The sequence below is a fragment of the Streptomyces yunnanensis genome, from assembly GCF_029011865.1.
Taxonomy (GTDB): Bacteria; Actinomycetota; Actinomycetes; order Streptomycetales; family Streptomycetaceae; genus Streptomyces; species Streptomyces yunnanensis.
Window position 1 is genome coordinate 1,797,569 of record NZ_CP095749.1, and the last position, 15,139, is coordinate 1,812,707.

The 15,139-nt window shown below is 73.2% G+C and carries 9 protein-coding genes; 5 read left to right on the forward strand and 4 right to left on the reverse strand.

Translation table 11 applies throughout. From position 1 onward, the window contains the following. Positions 1-25: 25 nt before the first annotated feature. A complete protein-coding gene (locus tag MOV08_RS07915) occupies positions 26-1,876 on the reverse strand; it encodes an ABC transporter ATP-binding protein (protein ID WP_275306837.1) in 1,851 nt (616 codons plus the stop codon). A 132-nt stretch (positions 1,877-2,008) separates the two neighbouring features. Between MOV08_RS07915 and MOV08_RS07920 the strand changes: the two genes are divergently transcribed. Together MOV08_RS07920 and MOV08_RS07925 are read left to right on the forward strand one after the other, a co-directional pair. Beyond that, complete coding sequence (locus MOV08_RS07920; protein WP_039630575.1) at positions 2,009-2,473, forward strand: MarR family winged helix-turn-helix transcriptional regulator; 465 nt, start codon at positions 2,009-2,011, stop codon at positions 2,471-2,473. Positions 2,474-2,526: 53 nt separating this feature from the next. Further along, on the forward strand, positions 2,527-5,472 hold the full coding sequence (locus MOV08_RS07925) for an FAD-binding and (Fe-S)-binding domain-containing protein (RefSeq protein WP_275311724.1): 2,946 nt from the start codon (positions 2,527-2,529) through the stop codon (positions 5,470-5,472). Between the two features lie 13 nt (positions 5,473-5,485). Here MOV08_RS07925 and MOV08_RS07930 read toward each other — a convergent pair whose 3' ends face one another. Next, a complete protein-coding gene (locus MOV08_RS07930) occupies positions 5,486-6,841 on the reverse strand; it encodes an alpha-amylase (protein ID WP_275311725.1) in 1,356 nt (451 codons plus the stop codon). Between the two features lie 394 nt (positions 6,842-7,235). Here MOV08_RS07930 and MOV08_RS07935 point away from each other — a divergent pair, with 394 nt between their 5' ends. Then, a complete protein-coding gene (locus tag MOV08_RS07935) occupies positions 7,236-8,669 on the forward strand; it encodes a Gfo/Idh/MocA family protein (protein WP_275306838.1) in 1,434 nt (477 codons plus the stop codon). 135 nt (positions 8,670-8,804) lie between these two features. Here the strand turns inward: MOV08_RS07935 and MOV08_RS07940 are convergent, their stop codons facing one another. Both MOV08_RS07940 and MOV08_RS07945 read right to left on the reverse strand, forming a co-directional pair. Further along, positions 8,805-10,139, reverse strand: a complete 1,335-nt coding sequence (locus tag MOV08_RS07940) for a cation:dicarboxylate symporter family transporter (protein WP_420834282.1) — start codon at positions 10,137-10,139, stop codon at positions 8,805-8,807. A 216-nt stretch (positions 10,140-10,355) separates the two neighbouring features. Further along, a complete protein-coding gene (locus tag MOV08_RS07945; RefSeq protein ID WP_275306840.1) occupies positions 10,356-11,126 on the reverse strand; it encodes a hypothetical protein in 771 nt (256 codons plus the stop codon). 314 nt (positions 11,127-11,440) lie between these two features. On the opposite strand from MOV08_RS07945, the gene MOV08_RS07950 reads away from it, so the two are divergent. Then, on the forward strand, positions 11,441-13,306 hold the full coding sequence (locus tag MOV08_RS07950; protein ID WP_275306841.1) for an ABC transporter transmembrane domain-containing protein: 1,866 nt from the start codon (positions 11,441-11,443) through the stop codon (positions 13,304-13,306). Further along, a complete protein-coding gene (locus MOV08_RS07955; RefSeq protein ID WP_039630577.1) occupies positions 13,303-15,087 on the forward strand; it encodes an ABC transporter ATP-binding protein in 1,785 nt (594 codons plus the stop codon). The genes MOV08_RS07950 and MOV08_RS07955 overlap by 4 nt, the downstream gene beginning before the upstream one ends. The last annotated feature ends 52 nt before the right edge of the window (positions 15,088-15,139 follow it).

A 15,139-nucleotide genomic window follows, 5' to 3' on the forward strand; every position in this document is an offset into this window, starting at 1 on the left:
GCGCCGCGGGACGCCCCGGGGGCGGTCACACCAGGATCCCGGGGGCGCGGCCGTCGTCCGCGGGGTCGGCCGCGTCGCCGTCCGCGGCCTCCCGGTCGGTGTCGCGGCGGACCAGGGCGGCGTAGCGGCCGTCGGCGGCCAGCAGTTCGTCGTGGGTGCCGCGTTCGGCGATCCGGCCGCCGTCCAGGACGACGATCTGGTCGGCGTCCCGGACCGTGGAGAGGCGGTGCGCGATGGTGAGGGTGGTGCGGCCCGCGGACAGCGCGTCGACGGCCCGTTGGACGGCGTGTTCGGTGCGGGTGTCCAGGGCGCTGGTGGCCTCGTCGAGGACGAGCACCGGCGGGTCGCGCAGGATGGTCCGCGCGATGGCCAGGCGCTGCTTCTCGCCGCCGGAGAAGCGGTAGCCGCGCTCGCCGACGACGGTGTCGTAGCCGTCGGGGAGGGCCGCGACGTGGTCGTGGATCTGGGCGATCCGGGCGGCGCGCTCGATCTCCTCGTCGGTGGCTTCGGGCTTGGCGAAGCGGAGGTTCTCGACGACCGAGGCGTGGAAGAGGTAGGTCTCCTGGGAGACCACGCCGACCGCGCGGGCGAGGGTGTCGAAGCCGAGGTCGCGGACGTCGGTGCCGTCGAGGGTGACCCGGCCGCCGGTGACGTCGTACAGGCGCGGGACGAGGTAGCTCAGGGTGGTCTTGCCGCTGCCGGTCGGGCCGACGACGGCGAGGCTGCTGCCGGCCGGGACGGTCAGGTCGATGCCGTCGAGGGTGGGGGCGGCGTCCGGGTCGTAGCCGAAGGAGGCGTTCTCGAAGCGGATCTCGCCGCGCGGGGCGGGGAGGTGGACGGGTTCGGCGGGCTCGGCGATGGTGACCGGCAGGTCGAGGTACTCGAAGATGCGCTGGAAGAGCGCGAGCGAGGTCTGCATCTGGACGCCGGTGGCCAGCAGGGAGACGGTGGGGCGCAGCAGGCTCTGCTGGAGGGTGACGAAGGCGACCAGGGTGCCGAGGGAGAAGGCCGGGCCGCCGAGTTGCAGGACCAGGCCGGCCGCCCAGTAGATGAGCGCGGGCATGGCGGCCATGACGATGCCGATGGTGGCCATCCGCCAGCGGCCGGCCATGTTGGCGCGCACCTCCAGATCGACCAGGCGCTCGGACTCGCCGGCGAAGCTCTTGGTGAGCGAGTCGGCGCGGCCCATGGTGCGGCCGAGCAGCACGCCGCTGACCGAGAGGGACTCGGTGACCATCGCGGACATGGTCGCCATCTGCTTCTGCCGCTTGGCGGTGATCTTCTTGCGTTCGTTGCCGACCCGGCGGCTGATCCAGACGAAGAGCGGGAGCAGCAGCAGCGAGACGACGGTCAGCCGCCAGTCGAGGGCGATCATGGCGACGACGGTGGCGGTGACCGAGGTCAGGTTGGAGACCAGGGACGTCGCGGTGGAGGTGACGGTGGCCTGCATCCCGCCGATGTCGTTGGCGATCCGGGACTGGACCTCGCCGGTGCGGGTGCGGGTGAAGAAGGCCAGCGGCATCCGCTGGAGCTTGGCGTAGACGGCGGTGCGCAGGTCGTGCATGACGCGCTGGCCGACGGTGGTGGAGATCAGGGTCTGCAGGACGCCGAAGACGCTGGTGGTGACCGCGGTGGCGATCATGCCGAGGGCGAGCAGGGTCAGCAGGCCGGTGCGCCGGCCGGGTATGGCGACGTCGAGGATCTCGCGGAGGAGGAACGGGGAGGCCACCGAGACCAGGGAGGAGGCGGCGACGAGCAGGCCGACCAGGGTCAGCCGGCCGCGGTAGGGGCGGAACAGCGCGAGGATCCGCCGCAGCTGGACCGGGGCGTCCGGGTCCTTGGGGGGCGGGGTCCAGTTCGGTTCTTCGGGACGCATGGGCTCCTCACGAGAGCGGGAGGACGGGAACGCACGAGGGCGGGAACCAGGAGGCAGGGAGGAGGAAACTTTGCCGAGCCTAGCTCATTGTTACCTATACTCACAATGAATCTTGTCCTGTACCCTGGGGCCATGTCCTCCCCCGAGCCGTCGGTCGGCGTCAACGAGGCCAACGTGGCCGAGCAGCTGGTGCGGCTGACCCGCCGGATGCAGCGCGCCCAGAAGCGCCACATGGCCCACCTGGACGTCCCCTTCACCCCCGCGCAGTCCCGCGTGCTGCGGATCGTCGGCCACTGCCGCGACACCCCGCCCCGGATGGCCGACCTGGCCGAGCGGCTGGAGGTGGTCCCCCGGGCGGTGACGACGCTGGTGGACGCGCTGGAGGCGAACGGCACGGTGCGCCGGGTGCCCGATCCGACCAACCGCCGGGTGGTGCGGATCGAGCTGACCGACACCGGCCGGTCCGCGCTCCGGGCGTTGCGCGGCGCGCGCCGGGCCGCCGCGGAGGAGATCCTGGCTCCGCTGACCGTCGCACAGCGCGAGGTGCTCGGCGGTCTGCTCGCCACCCTCGTCGACGGACCGGGTGAACCGCACTGACCTGACGCACTGGCCTGCCGCGCCACCTGACGCGCAGTCAACCGGAGGTGACCGTGCCCCTGCTGGAGCCCACGCCCGAGGCCCTGCGGCCCCGTACCACCCGGCCCGCACCGGACCGGGTGCCCGAGCGGCTGGCGGCCGGCACCCCCGAGCCGCTGCGCGGCGACCTGATCGCGCTGCTCGGCCCGGACAAGGTGCGGCACACGGTCTCCGACCTGGTGCGCTACGCCTCCGACGCCAGCCCGTACCGCTTCCTCCCGCAGGTCGTGGTGGTCGCCGAGACCACCGAGGACGTCGCCGCGGTGTTCGCCTACGCCCGCGCCCACGGCCGCCATGTGGTCTTCCGGGCCGCCGGGACGTCCCTCAACGGCCAGGCGCAGGGCGAGGACATCCTCGTCGACGTGCGCCGCCACTGGGCCGGGATCGAGGTGCTGGACGACGGCGCCCGGGCCCGGATCCGGCCCGGCACCACCGTCCTGCGGGCCAACGTCACGCTCGCCCGGTACGGCCGGCTGCTGGGACCCGACCCGGCCAGCGCCATCGCCTGCACCGTGGGCGGGGTGGTCGCCAACAACGCCTCCGGGATGACCGCCGGCACCACCCGCAACTCCTACCGGACGCTGGACTCGCTGACCTTCGTGCTGCCGTCCGGCACCGTCGTCGACACCGCGCGCCCGGACGCCGACGCCCGGTTGGCGCGTGCCGAACCGGTGCTCTGCACCGAACTGCTTGCCCTCAAGGCGGAGATCGAGGCGGACCCGGAGCTGGTCGCCCGGATCCGCGCCAAGTACACGATCAAGAACACCAACGGCTACCGCCTGGACGCCTTCCTCGACGGGCGGACGCCGGTGGGCATCCTGCGCGGGCTGCTGGTCGGCTCCGAGGGGACCCTCGGCTTCATCGCCGAGACGGTCTTCACGACCCTGCCGCTGGACCGGCACACCTCCAGCGCGCTGCTCTTCTTCCCCACCCTCGCCGCCGCGGCCGCCGCCGTCCCGCGCTTCACCGAGGCGGGCGCCCGGGCCGTGGAGCTGATGGACGGCAACACCCTGCGCGCGTCGGTGCGGGTGTCCGGGGTGCCCGCCGACTGGGCGGAGCTGCCCAAGGAGACCGCCGCGCTGCTGGTGGAGTTCCGGGCGCCGGACGAGGCGGCTCAGCGGGCGTACGAGGAGGCGGCGGCGCGGGCGTTGGACGGGCTGGAGCTGGTCGCCCCGGTTCCGTCGGTCGCCAACGCCTTCACCCGGGACGCGGCCGTGATCGGCGGCTACTGGAAGGCCCGCAAGGCGTTCGTCACCGCGGTCGGCGGCTCCCGCCCGTCCGGTACGACCCTGATCACCGAGGACTTCGCGGTCCCGCCGGCCCGGCTCGCCGACGCCTGCACCGCGCTGCTGGAACTCCAGGACCGGCACGGCTTCGACGCCGCGGTCGCCGGCCACGCCGCCCACGGCAACCTCCACTTCCTGCTCGCCTTCGACGCCGCCGACCCCGACGACGTGGCCCGCTACGCCGCCTTCATGGACGACTTCTGCCGGCTGACCGTCGCCCGGTTCGACGGCTCGCTCAAGGCCGAGCACGCCACCGGCCGGAACATCGCGCCGTTCCTGGAGCTGGAATGGGGGCCGCGGGCCACGGAGTTGATGTGGCGGATCAAGGAGACGGTGGACCCCGGGGGCATCCTCGCCCCGCGGATCCTCCTCGACCGCGACCCGCGGGCGCATCTGCGCGGGCTGAAGACGATCCCCCGGGTCGAGGCGGTCGCCGACCCGTGCATCGAGTGCGGCTTCTGCGAACCGACCTGCCCCAGCGAGGACCTGACCACCACCCCCCGCCAGCGGATCGTGCTGCGCCGCGAGATGCACCGCCAACCGCCCCGCTCCGCGGTCAACGACGCGCTGCTGGACGCCTACGGCTACGACGCGGTGGACACCTGCGCCGGCGACTCCACCTGCAAGCTGGCCTGCCCGGTCGGCATCGACACCGGCGCGCTGATGAGGGACTTCCGGCACCGGCGGCACTCCCCGCGCGAGGAGCGGATCGCCGAGCGGACCGCCCGGCACTTCGCGACGGTCGAGCGGGCGGCCCGGCTGGCGGTGGCCGCCGCCGAGCGGCTGGACGACCGGTGGCTGACGACGGTGACCGGCGCCGCCCGCAAGGCCGTCCGCCCCGACCTGGTGCCGGAGTGGCTGCCGCAGCTCCCCGGCGCCGCGGCCCGCCGGCTGCCCCGGACGCGCCGGACCGACGCGACCGCGGTGTACTACCCGGCCTGCGTCAACCGGATCTTCGGCGGACCCGCCGACCACCGCGGGCCGTCCCTCCCCGAGGCGGTGGTGGCGCTCGCCCGGCGGGCCGGCCGCCCGGTGTGGATCCCGCCGGACGTCACCGGCACCTGCTGCGCCACGATCTGGCACTCCAAGGGCTACGAGCGGGGCAACCGCCTGATGGCCAACCGCGTCGTCGAGGCGGCCTGGGGCTGGACGGCCGGCGGACAGCTGCCGCTGCTGGTGGACGCGTCCTCCTGCGCCCTGGGCCTGGCCCACGAGGTCGAGCCGCACCTCACCCCGTTCAACCGCTCGCTGCACGCCGAACTGACCGTCGTGGACTCGGTCGTCTGGGCCGCGGACCTCCTCCCCGACCTGCCGGTCCACCGCACCCTCGGCTCCGCCGTCCTCCACCCCACCTGCGCCATGCAGCACCTGGGCGACGAGGAGGAGTTGCGGCGGGTCGCCGAGGCGTGCGCCCGCGAGGTGGTGGTCCCCGACGACGCGGGCTGCTGTGCCTTCGCCGGCGATCGCGGCCTGCTGCACCGGGAGTTGACCGAGTCCGCCACCGCGAAGGAGGCGGCCGAGGTCACCGCCCGCCACTTCGACGCGCACCTCTCGGCCAACCGCATGTGCGAGATCGGCATGGACCACGCCACAGACGGCCGGGGGTACCGCTCGGCCCTCCTCGCCCTGGAGTGGGCCACGCGGCCGGGCACCTCCGACCCGGCCGGCGGGTGAGGACGCGCGGGCGTCAGCGGGCCACGTGCAGGGCCACGGCGCCGTGCGCGGGCACGGTGAACTGCGCCTGCCCGTCGCCGCCCACGGTCACCGTGTGCCCGTCGCACGCCGACGGGTTCGCCGCGACGACGTCGCAGTACGTCCCGGCCGGCAACGACGTCGCGAACGTCCGGTTCACCGCCCCGTCCCCGGCGTTGAGGGCGACGAACCCCGCCGAGCCCCGTCCGAAGGCGATCGCGTTGCCCCCGTTGTCCCACCAGTCGGTCAGCCCCGCCGAGCCCACCGCGTTGCGGAAGCCCACCATGCCGGTGATCTCCCGTTTGGCGTGCTCGTCGGTCCAGCCGGAGCTTCCGGAGGCGGGCGGGCCGGCGTCCTTGTCGGACCACTGGTAGCCGGAGTAGACGTTCGGCGAGCCGTACGGCGAGGCGAGCATGAAGACGTTGGCGAGGGTGTACGTGGCGCCGTCCTTGTACGTCAGGGTCGAACCGTTGCGCTCGGTGTCCCAGTTGTCGACGAACGTGCGGGCCCGGTCGCTGCCGAGCTTGCCGTCGGCGACGGACTTCAGCTGGGCGAGGTTGCCGCTCTGGAAGGCGCTCTTGAGGTGGGTGCCGTAGCGGAACTCGTCGACGTCGCCGGTTGCGGTGTACTCGTCGGGCTGGACGGCCTCGCCGGCGCCGTAGACGACCTCCTGGACCCAGTACCCCGGGTCCTTCATCTTGCCCTTGACGGCGGCGAGGTCGGCGGCGGCGATGTGCTTGGCGGCATCGATCCGGAAGCCGTCCACACCCAGTGACCGCAGGTCGTCGAGGTACTTGGCGAGGGTGGTGCGGACGTAGTCGCTGCCGGTGTCGAGGTCCGCGAGGCCGACCAGTTCGCAGTTCTGGACGTCGTCGCGGTTGGTGTAGTCGGAGATGTTCCGGCGGCAGCCGTGGAAGTCCCAGTCCTGGTAGGAACCGGGGTAGTTGTACTTGGTGTACTGGGTTCCGCCGGTGCCGGTACCGGATCCGGCCGCCATGTGGTTGATGACGGCGTCGGCGATGACCTTGACGCCGGCGGCGTGGCAGGTGCCGACCATCGAGGCGAGCGCGGCGCGGTCGCCCAGCCGGCCGGCGATCTTGTAGCTGACCGGTTGGTACGAGGTCCACCACTGGTCGCCCTGGATGTGCTCGGAGGCGGGCGAGACCTCGACGTAGCCGTAGCCGGCCGGGCCGAGTTGGTCGGTGCAGGCCCGGGCGACGTCGGCGTACTTCCACTCGAAGAGGGTGGCGGTGACGGTCCGGTCGCCGGGTGGGGTGGCCTGCGAGGGCCAGGGGGCGAGGGCGGCCAGGCCCGCCGCTGCCAGTGCGCCGGTCAGCGCTCTGCCCGGCATCCGTGAGCGGTGCCCGCCGCGCGGCTCCTTCGGCACGGCGCGGTTGCGGCTCCTGCGTCGCTGCATGGTGAAGGCTCCTTCGTCATGGGGCACGGGGACCGCGCCCACGAGAGCAGCCACGCGCCAGGCCGCCATGGGGGGATTCCGCTTCGGAGCCTGCCTTTTCGCGCGTGGACACGTCAAGGCTTTCGGCAAGGCTTTTCAGGCTCTTGCGAAAGACACTGAAGGAAGCGGACGGGGCACCGCTGTGCGGCCTCCGCGGACGGGTGCGAAGAGTCCACGTACGCGTACCAAGAGTCCAATGGGCCCTCTTGTGCCCCAGGCCACCCAACCGACAGGGTCCTCACCGAGGTTCACGACTGTCCCGCGTACGATCCGCTCCTTTGGAGGACCGATGCACGAGGCACAACCGCAGAACCAGGAGCCCAACGAGGCCGGACCCAGCCGCCGTTCGGTCCTGTGGACCGCCGGCGCGGCGGGCGCCGGACTGGGGTTCGCCGGGCTGGGCAGCGGGCCGGCGGCCGCGGCCGCACCCGGGGCGGCCGGCTCGGCCGAGGCCGCCGCCGCACCTCCCAGGCCCCAGGGCAGGACCATGATCGGGGTGCCGTTCGAGCCGCGCAGCACGGTCCGCATCGGCATCATCGGCCTCGGCAACCGGGGCGGCAGCATGATCGACCTGTTCCTTGCGATGCCAGACGTCCGGGTCGTGGCGCTCTGCGACCCGGTGAAGGACAAGGTCGTCAAGGCCGCGGCGAAGGTCACCAAGGCCGGGCAGCCCGCGCCCGCCGTCTACACCAACGGCGAGAACGACTTCGAAAACCTCTGCCGGCGCACCGACATCGACTTCGTCTACGCGGCGACGCCCTGGGACCTGCACTTCGAGATGGCGAGGACCGCCCTGCTCAACGGCAAGCACGTCGGCACCGAATGCCCGCTGGCGCTGCGCCTGGACCAGCTGTGGGAACTGGTGGACCTCTCCGAGCGCACCCGCAGACACTGCCTCCAACTGGAGAACTGCTGTTACGGCAGAAACGAGATGCGGGTGCTGCGGATGGCGCACGCCGGCCTCTTCGGCGAACTGCTGCACGGCGCCGGGGCGTACATCCACGACCTGCGGGGCCTGATGTTCGATCCGACGTACTACGAGGGGCCCTGGCGCCGGCTGTGGCACACCCGGATGCGCGGCGACCTCTACCCCAACCACGGCTTCGGGCCGGTCGCCAACTACATGGTCGTCAACCGCGGCGACCGGGCGGTGCGGATCGCCAGCTTCGGCTCGCAGGCGCGGGGCCTGGCCGCGTACCGCAAGGAGCACATGCCGCCCGGCGACCCCAGCTGGAAGGAGTCCTACATCGAGAGCGACCGGACGATCAGCCTGGTGCAGACCGCCAAGGGCCGGGTGATCCGGCTGGAGCACGACGTCTCCACCCCCCACCCCTACAGCCGGATCAACAGCCTCGGCGGCACGAAGGGTCTCTTCGAGGACTACCCCGAGCGGATCTACCTGGAGCCCGACCAGAACAACGACGAGTGGGGCGACTTCGGCCGGTACGCGGAGTGGGACCACTGGCTGTGGAAGGAGCACGCCAACCCGCCCGGCGGCCACGGCGGGATGGACTACATGCTGGTCCTCCGGCTGACCCAGTGCCTGCGTCTCGGCCTGGTACCGGACTTCGACGTCTATGACGCGGCGACCTGGTCCGCGCCGGTGGCGCTGAGCGACCGCTCGATCAAGGCACAGGGCGCCCCGCAGGAGATCCCGGACTTCACCCGGGGGCTGTGGCGGAAGGCGCGGCCGGGGATGGACTCCCAGAAGCCCGCCGAGTGACGGGGCGCGCGGGGCTCCCGCGCCCCTCCTGACCTCCGGCAGACGTCCGGGACCCGGTGGCAGGCCGTCCGCCACCGGGTCCCGGGCGTCACCACACGCCGCGCTCACCGCCCTCCGACTGCCGCCCGCCGGCCGTCACTTCTCTCCGGGGGCGACGGGGGCGTCGTCGGGCTCCTCCTGGCCGGCGGGGGCGGGAGCCGGCTGCGGCGCCCTGCCGGCCGGGGCCGCGCCGGCCAGGACCTGCTTGGCCGTCACCCGGTCCAGCGCCCCCTCCCAGCGGGACACCGCGAAGACCGCGACGCAGTTGCCGAGCAGGTTGGTCGCCACCCGCATGGAGTCCATGATCCGGTCGACGCCGAGCAGCAGGGCGACCGCTGCGGCCGGGATGACGCCCAGCGCGGTGGCGGTCGCGGACAACGCCAGGAACGCCGAACCGGGCACGCCCGCCATGCCCTTGCTGGTCAGCATCAGCACCAGGACGACGGTGATCTGCTGGCCGAGCGAGAGGTGGACGCCGATGGCCTGGGCGATGAAGAGCGTGCCGACGGAGAGGTAGATGGAGGCGCCGTCGAGGTTGAAGGAGTACCCGGTGGGCAGCACCAGGCCGACCGCGTCGTCCCGGCAGCCGGCGGCCCGCAGCTTCTGCATCATCCGCGGCATCACGGTCTCGCTGGAGCCGGTGCCCAGCGCCAGCAGCAGTTCCTCGCGGGTGTAGCGGACGAACTTCCACAGGCTGAGCCCGGTGACGGCCTTGAGGGCGAGCCCCAGCAGGACGAGGAAGACCAGCGCGACGCCGTAGCAGACCGCGATCAGCTTGCCGTACGTCGACATCGCACCCAGCCCGTACTGGCCGACGAGGTGGGCGGTGGCTCCGAAGACCGCGAGCGGGGCGAGCTTCATGATGTAGCCGACGATGGTGAAGACCACGTCCTGGGTCTGCTCGATCAGCGGCAGCAACTGGGGCACGCGCCGCTGCCCGAGGTGCAGCAGCGCCGCCCCCACCAGGCAGGCCAGTACCAGGACTTGGAGCAGCGAGTTCTCGGCGAACGCGCCGACCGCGCTGTCCGGCAGCGCCTCCAGGGCGAACTGGCTCGCGGAGGGCAGTTTTCCGCCACCGGTCCTGGCGTCCACCGCGCCCTGGTCGAGGGAGGCCGGATCGACGTGCATCCCGGCGCCGGGGCTGAAGACGTTGGCCGCCAACAGGCCCACGACCAGGGCGATGCTGGTCGCCGCCTCGAACCAGATCAGGGCCTTGACCCCGATCCGCCCGAAGGACTTGAGGTCGCCCGCCTTGGTGATGCCGGCGACGACGACGCAGAAGACGAGCGGGGAGATGACCGCCTTGATGAGGCGGACGAAGCCGTCCCCGAGCGGCTGTAGCGAGGAGCCCGCCTGCGGCCAGAGGCGTCCGACCAGGACACCGAGCAGCAGGGCGAGCAGCACCTGGGCGAACAGGCTGGTGCGCAACATCCGCCCGGCACGGCGGGCGATGCTTCCGGTGGCGTGCGGCACGGGCACTCCTCCATGGACGGATTTTGAAATGCGGAAACATATTTCCGCGGTCCGTCACTATGGCCGGTTGTCGTTTCTCCCGAAAGAGGGCGGGTAACTTCCCGTGAAATCTTGGAGCTTGATCCAAAGGAGCGGCGTCTCCCGGCTTCCGTCCCTAGGGCGGGAGCGGCGGACTCAGCCGGACAGGTGGGCTCTGTCCCCCATCACCACGACCGGGTGCCGCGCCGGATCGAGCGCCCGCAGCAGCGCTGCCATCGCGGACTTCGCCACACTCACGCAGGCCGAGGTCCCGCTCCCGTGGTCCAGATGGAGCCAGACCCCGCCGCCCTTGGACTGCCCCTGGGGGCGCGTGGGATCCAGCGGGGACGCCCCGACGACCCGGTTGTAGTTGATCGCCACCACGTAGTCGAAATCGTGACGGGTGTTCTTCGACCAGTACGTCGGCGGGGTGAATGCCGCCGCGTGCGTGTAGGGCAGCCGGGTCCCCGGATCGGGCAGCACGCCACCGGCGTCGGTCAGGGAGAAGACCCCGACCGGGCTGCGCTGGTCGTCCTCGTGATGGTCCGGCGTCCAACCGCGCCGCCCGTTGTGCGCCGGCCAACTCCCCTTGCGGTCCCAACCGTTGGTGCCCTTCTCGTACAGCACCACCGTCGCGTCCGGGGAGTTCGGGCCCGCGCCGTAGACCGCGACGACCTGGCGGGTGGCGGCCGGGATCCGCGCCCGCAGCGCCGCGCCGACGCCGGGGACGCTCGCGGAGTGCGCGGTGTCCGGCCCGCCGCCGGCCGACCCTCCGGGATGCGGCCGCGCCCCGGCGCCGTCCCCCGCGGCCCCCCTGCCGCCCTTACCGTCCCGGCCGTCCTCGCCACCGGCTCCGCAGCCCGCCACGAGGAACGCCGTCGCCGCGGCCACCGCCGCCATCCGCACCGCACCGCCCGCTGTCCGCATGACGCCCATGCTCCCACCTCGCCCTGACGACCCTTCGCCCGCCGGCCGCCGTGTCCGCGGGCCCGCCGGCGTCCATGGCCCGGAAGAACCGTCGGCTTTACCGGCTTTCGGTGGAAAAACGGTTTGAAACCGGGCCGCCCGGCACGCGAACCTTCCCTGTGCCCCCGCTCGCGCCGGGGCCTGTCACCAAGGCGCGAGGGCCGCGCCGGCCTGCCCGGACGGCGTGTCACCACTCCCCCGACCACCACCGCCGCTGCCGGCCCGCCGGGCGGGCTCGGCCCACCCCCACTCGCCGCGACAACTCCTTGGACATCATGCGCATTCGCGATCTTCCCCACCCCGACCCCGGCGTCCCCGACGTCCGTACGGGCGGCAGATTCCTCGTGTGGCTGTGCCGGAAACAGCGCGGCGGGCAGGCCAAGGCCCTCTTCTGGGGGCTGGTGCACATGGCCGCGATGGCGTCGTTCCCGCTGCCGGTGGGCCTCGCCGTGCAGGCCGCGGTGGACGGCCACGGCGCCCGACTGGTGCTGGCGGGCGGCCTGCTGGCGGTGCTCGGCGGACTGGTGGCGGTCGGCGATGTCATGTTGCACCGCGCGGCCGTGACCAACTGGATCGTCACGGTGGCCCGGATGCAGCAGCTGCTCGCCCGCAAGACCTCCGAACTGGGCGGGGCGATGACCCGCCGGGTGGCGGCCGGCGAGATCGTCGCGGTCAGCACCGGCGACCTGGAGCGCATCGGATGGTTCGTCGAGACGCTGTCCCGCTTCGGCGCGGCCCTGGTGGCCTCGGTCGGCGTCTGCCTCGCGCTCGTCGTCTACCAGCCGCAGCTCGGCCTCGTGGTGGCCCTGGGCACTCCCCTCCTGGCGCTGGCCGTCCTGCCGCTGCTGCCACCGGCCACCCGCCGGGCCGACGCCCAGCGCGAGAAGGCCGGGCGGGCCACCGAACTCGCCTCCGACACCGTCGCCGGGCTCCGGGTCCTGCGCGGGATCGGCGGTGAGGACCTCTTCCTCGGCCGCTACCGCAGCGCCTCCCAGGAGGTCCGTCGGGCCGCCGTCCGCAGCGCCCGCATGTGGTCGCTGATCTCGGCCGTACAGGTCGCCCTGCCCGGCCTGCTGCTGATCGCCGTCGTCTGGCACGGCGTCGGCCTCGCGCTCGACGGCCGGATCACGGTCGGCGAACTCGTCACCATCTACGGCGCGGTCTCCTTCCTGCTCTACCCGCTGCGCCACTTCGAGGAGATGACGATGTCCTGGTCCTTCTCCCGGCCGTCGGCGGAGCGCACGGCACGCGTCCTGGCACTGAGCCGGCCGGCGGGCGGGCGGCTGACCGACCCGGAACCGCCGTCCGGCGACCTCCACGACCCGGACAGCGGGCTGACCGCGCGGGCCGGCCGGTTGACCGCCGTGGTGTGCGGCGACCCGGACGCCGCGGGCCGTCTCGCCGAACGCCTCGGCGGCCATCCCCCGTACCAGGACCCGTTGCCGGTCCCGGGAGCGGCCCCGGCGGCCCCGGCGACCACCGGCCCGGACGCCGGCGGGGCGGAGTCGCCCCGTCCGCTCTCCGTCGTCCTCGGCGGCACCCCGCTGGACGACGTCCCCCGCGGCACCGCCCGGACCGCCGTCCTGGTCCAGGACAAGGACCCCGTACTGCTCTCCGGGACGCTCGGGGAACTCCTCGACGTCCCGGCGTCCGGCCGGGTCACCAACGAGGCGGCGCTCGACGCGGCCCAATGCGGCGATGTGCTGGCCGCATTGGCCCAGGCGTCCGCCGACGACTCCGGCGACCCGATGCACACCCACATCACCGAACGCGGCAGGTCGCTCTCCGGCGGCCAGCGCCAGCGGCTGGCCCTGGCCAGGTCGCTGGTCGCCGACCCCGAGGTGCTGGTGCTGGACGAACCGACCAGCGCCGTCGACGCGCACACCGAGGCCCGGGTCGCCGACGGACTGCGGGAGATCCGGGCGGGCCGCACGACCGTGCTCCTCACCTCCAGCCCGCTCCTCCTGGACCGCGCCGACCACGTCGTCTTCCTCCAGGAGGGCAAGGTCGCCGGCGAGGCACCGCACCGCGAACTGCTGCACACCCACCCGGAGTACCGCGCCGTCGTCACCCGCGAACCGGACCCCGCCCCCGCGACGCCGCACACCACCGACCGCACCGTCATCGAGGAGACCGCATGATCGGCCTGGCCCCGCCGGAGCACGATCCCAACGCGCCCACGACCGTCGACACCCTGCCGGTCGGCTCGCCGGCGACGGTGCGCGCCTATGTGGCCGAGCTGATCCGCCGCCACCGCCGGGACTTCACCGTCCTGGTCACCGTCAACGCCGTCGCGGTCATCGCCTCGATGGTCGGTCCCTATCTCCTCGGCGGCCTGGTCGAGGACCTGTCCGCGGGCCGCGGCGGACAGATCCAACTCGGCCGCACCATCGGCCTGTTCGCCCTCGCCCTGGTCGTCCAGACGGCGTTCGTCCGCATGGTGCGGCTGCGCGGGGCCATGCTCGGCGAACGGATGCTGGCGGACCTGCGCGAGGACTTCCTCGTCCGGTCGGTGGCCCTGCCGCCGGGCGTCCTGGAACGAGCCGGCACCGGCGACCTGCTGTCCCGGATCACCACCGACATCGACCGACTCGCCGAGGCGATGCGGGAGGCCGTACCGCAGCTGTCCATCGGTGTCGTCTGGGCCGGTCTGCTGCTCGGCGGGCTCACCGTGACCGCACCGCCGCTCGCGCTGTCCGTGCTGATCGCGCTGCCGGTGCTGATCGTCGGCTGCCGCTGGTACTTCAAGCGCGCACCCGCCGCCTACCGCTCCGAGGCCGCCGGCTACGCCGCGGTCTCCGCCGTCCTCACCGAGTCCGTGGACGCCGGCCGCACCATCGAGGCGCACCGCTTGAACACCCGCCGGATCGCGCTGTCGGAGCACCGGATCCGCGCCTGGACCCAGTGGGAGCGCTACACCCTCTCCCTCCGCTCGGTCCTCTTCCCGGTCATCAACGTCACCCATGTGGTGATCCTCGGCGCGGTCGTGGTGCTCGGCGGGGTGTTCGTGCTGCACGGCTGGCTCACCCCGGGGCAGCTGACCACCGGCGCGCTGCTGGCGCAGATGCTCACCGAACCGGTCAACCTGGTCCTGCGCTGGTACGACGAGCTCCAGGTGGCCCAGGTGTCGATCGCCCGGCTCGTCGGTGTCCGCGAGATCGAGCCGGAGGCCGCCGACGCCTCGGTGGTTCCCGGCGGCCGGGAGATGCGCGCCGAGGACGTCAGCTTCGGCTACCGCGCCGGCGTCGACGTGCTGCGCCAGGTCTCGCTGAGCGTGCGCCCGGGCAGCCGGGTGGCGCTGGTCGGCCCGTCCGGTGCCGGGAAGTCCACGCTGGGCCGGCTGCTGGCCGGCATCTACGGACCGCGGGCCGGCTCGGTGTCGTTGGGCGGCGCCGAGCTCTCCGCGATGCCCGCCGAACGCGTGCGGGAGCACGTCGCCCTGGTCAATCAGGAGCACCACGTCTTCGTCGGAACGCTGCGCGACAACCTGCTGCTGGCCCGCACGGACGCGGCCGACGCCGAACTCTGGGCGGCCCTGGGCGCGGTGGACGCGGACGACTGGGCCCGCGCCCTGCCCGGCGGTCTGGACACCGAGGTCGGCTCCGGCGGCACGGCCCTGACACCGGCCCGGGCCCAGCAGGTCGCGCTGGCCCGCCTGGTGCTGGCCGACCCGCACACCTTGGTGCTCGACGAGGCGACGTCGCTCCTGGACCCGCGCGCCGCCCGTCATCTGGAGCGGTCGCTGGGCAAGGTCCTGGACGGGCGCACGGTCGTGGCCATCGCCCATCGGCTGCACACCGCCCACGACGCCGATGTCATCGCGGTCGTCGAGGACGGCCGGATCAGCGAACTGGGCAGCCACCGGGAGCTGGTCGCGGCCGACGGTGCGTACGCGGCGCTGTGGCGGTCCTGGCACGGCTGAGCCGCGGACGCACGGTGGCGCCCCACGGATCCGTGGGGCGCCACCGGGGAAC

Excerpts from the sequence above, each read along its gene's own strand:
- MOV08_RS07950 (WP_275306841.1), top strand. The coding sequence starts at position 11,441 with ATGCGCATTCGCGATCTTCCCCACCCCGACCCCGGCGTCCCCGACGTC.
- MOV08_RS07915 (WP_275306837.1), bottom strand. The coding sequence starts at position 1,876 with ATGCGTCCCGAAGAACCGAACTGGACCCCGCCCCCCAAGGACCCGGAC.
- MOV08_RS07945 (WP_275306840.1), bottom strand. The coding sequence starts at position 11,126 with ATGCGGACAGCGGGCGGTGCGGTGCGGATGGCGGCGGTGGCCGCGGCG.
- MOV08_RS07940 (WP_420834282.1), bottom strand. The coding sequence starts at position 10,139 with ATGTTGCGCACCAGCCTGTTCGCCCAGGTGCTGCTCGCCCTGCTGCTC.
- MOV08_RS07955 (WP_039630577.1), top strand. The coding sequence starts at position 13,303 with ATGATCGGCCTGGCCCCGCCGGAGCACGATCCCAACGCGCCCACGACC.
- MOV08_RS07920 (WP_039630575.1), top strand. The coding sequence starts at position 2,009 with ATGTCCTCCCCCGAGCCGTCGGTCGGCGTCAACGAGGCCAACGTGGCC.
- MOV08_RS07935 (WP_275306838.1), top strand. The coding sequence starts at position 7,236 with ATGCACGAGGCACAACCGCAGAACCAGGAGCCCAACGAGGCCGGACCC.
- MOV08_RS07930 (WP_275311725.1), bottom strand. The coding sequence starts at position 6,841 with ATGCCGGGCAGAGCGCTGACCGGCGCACTGGCAGCGGCGGGCCTGGCC.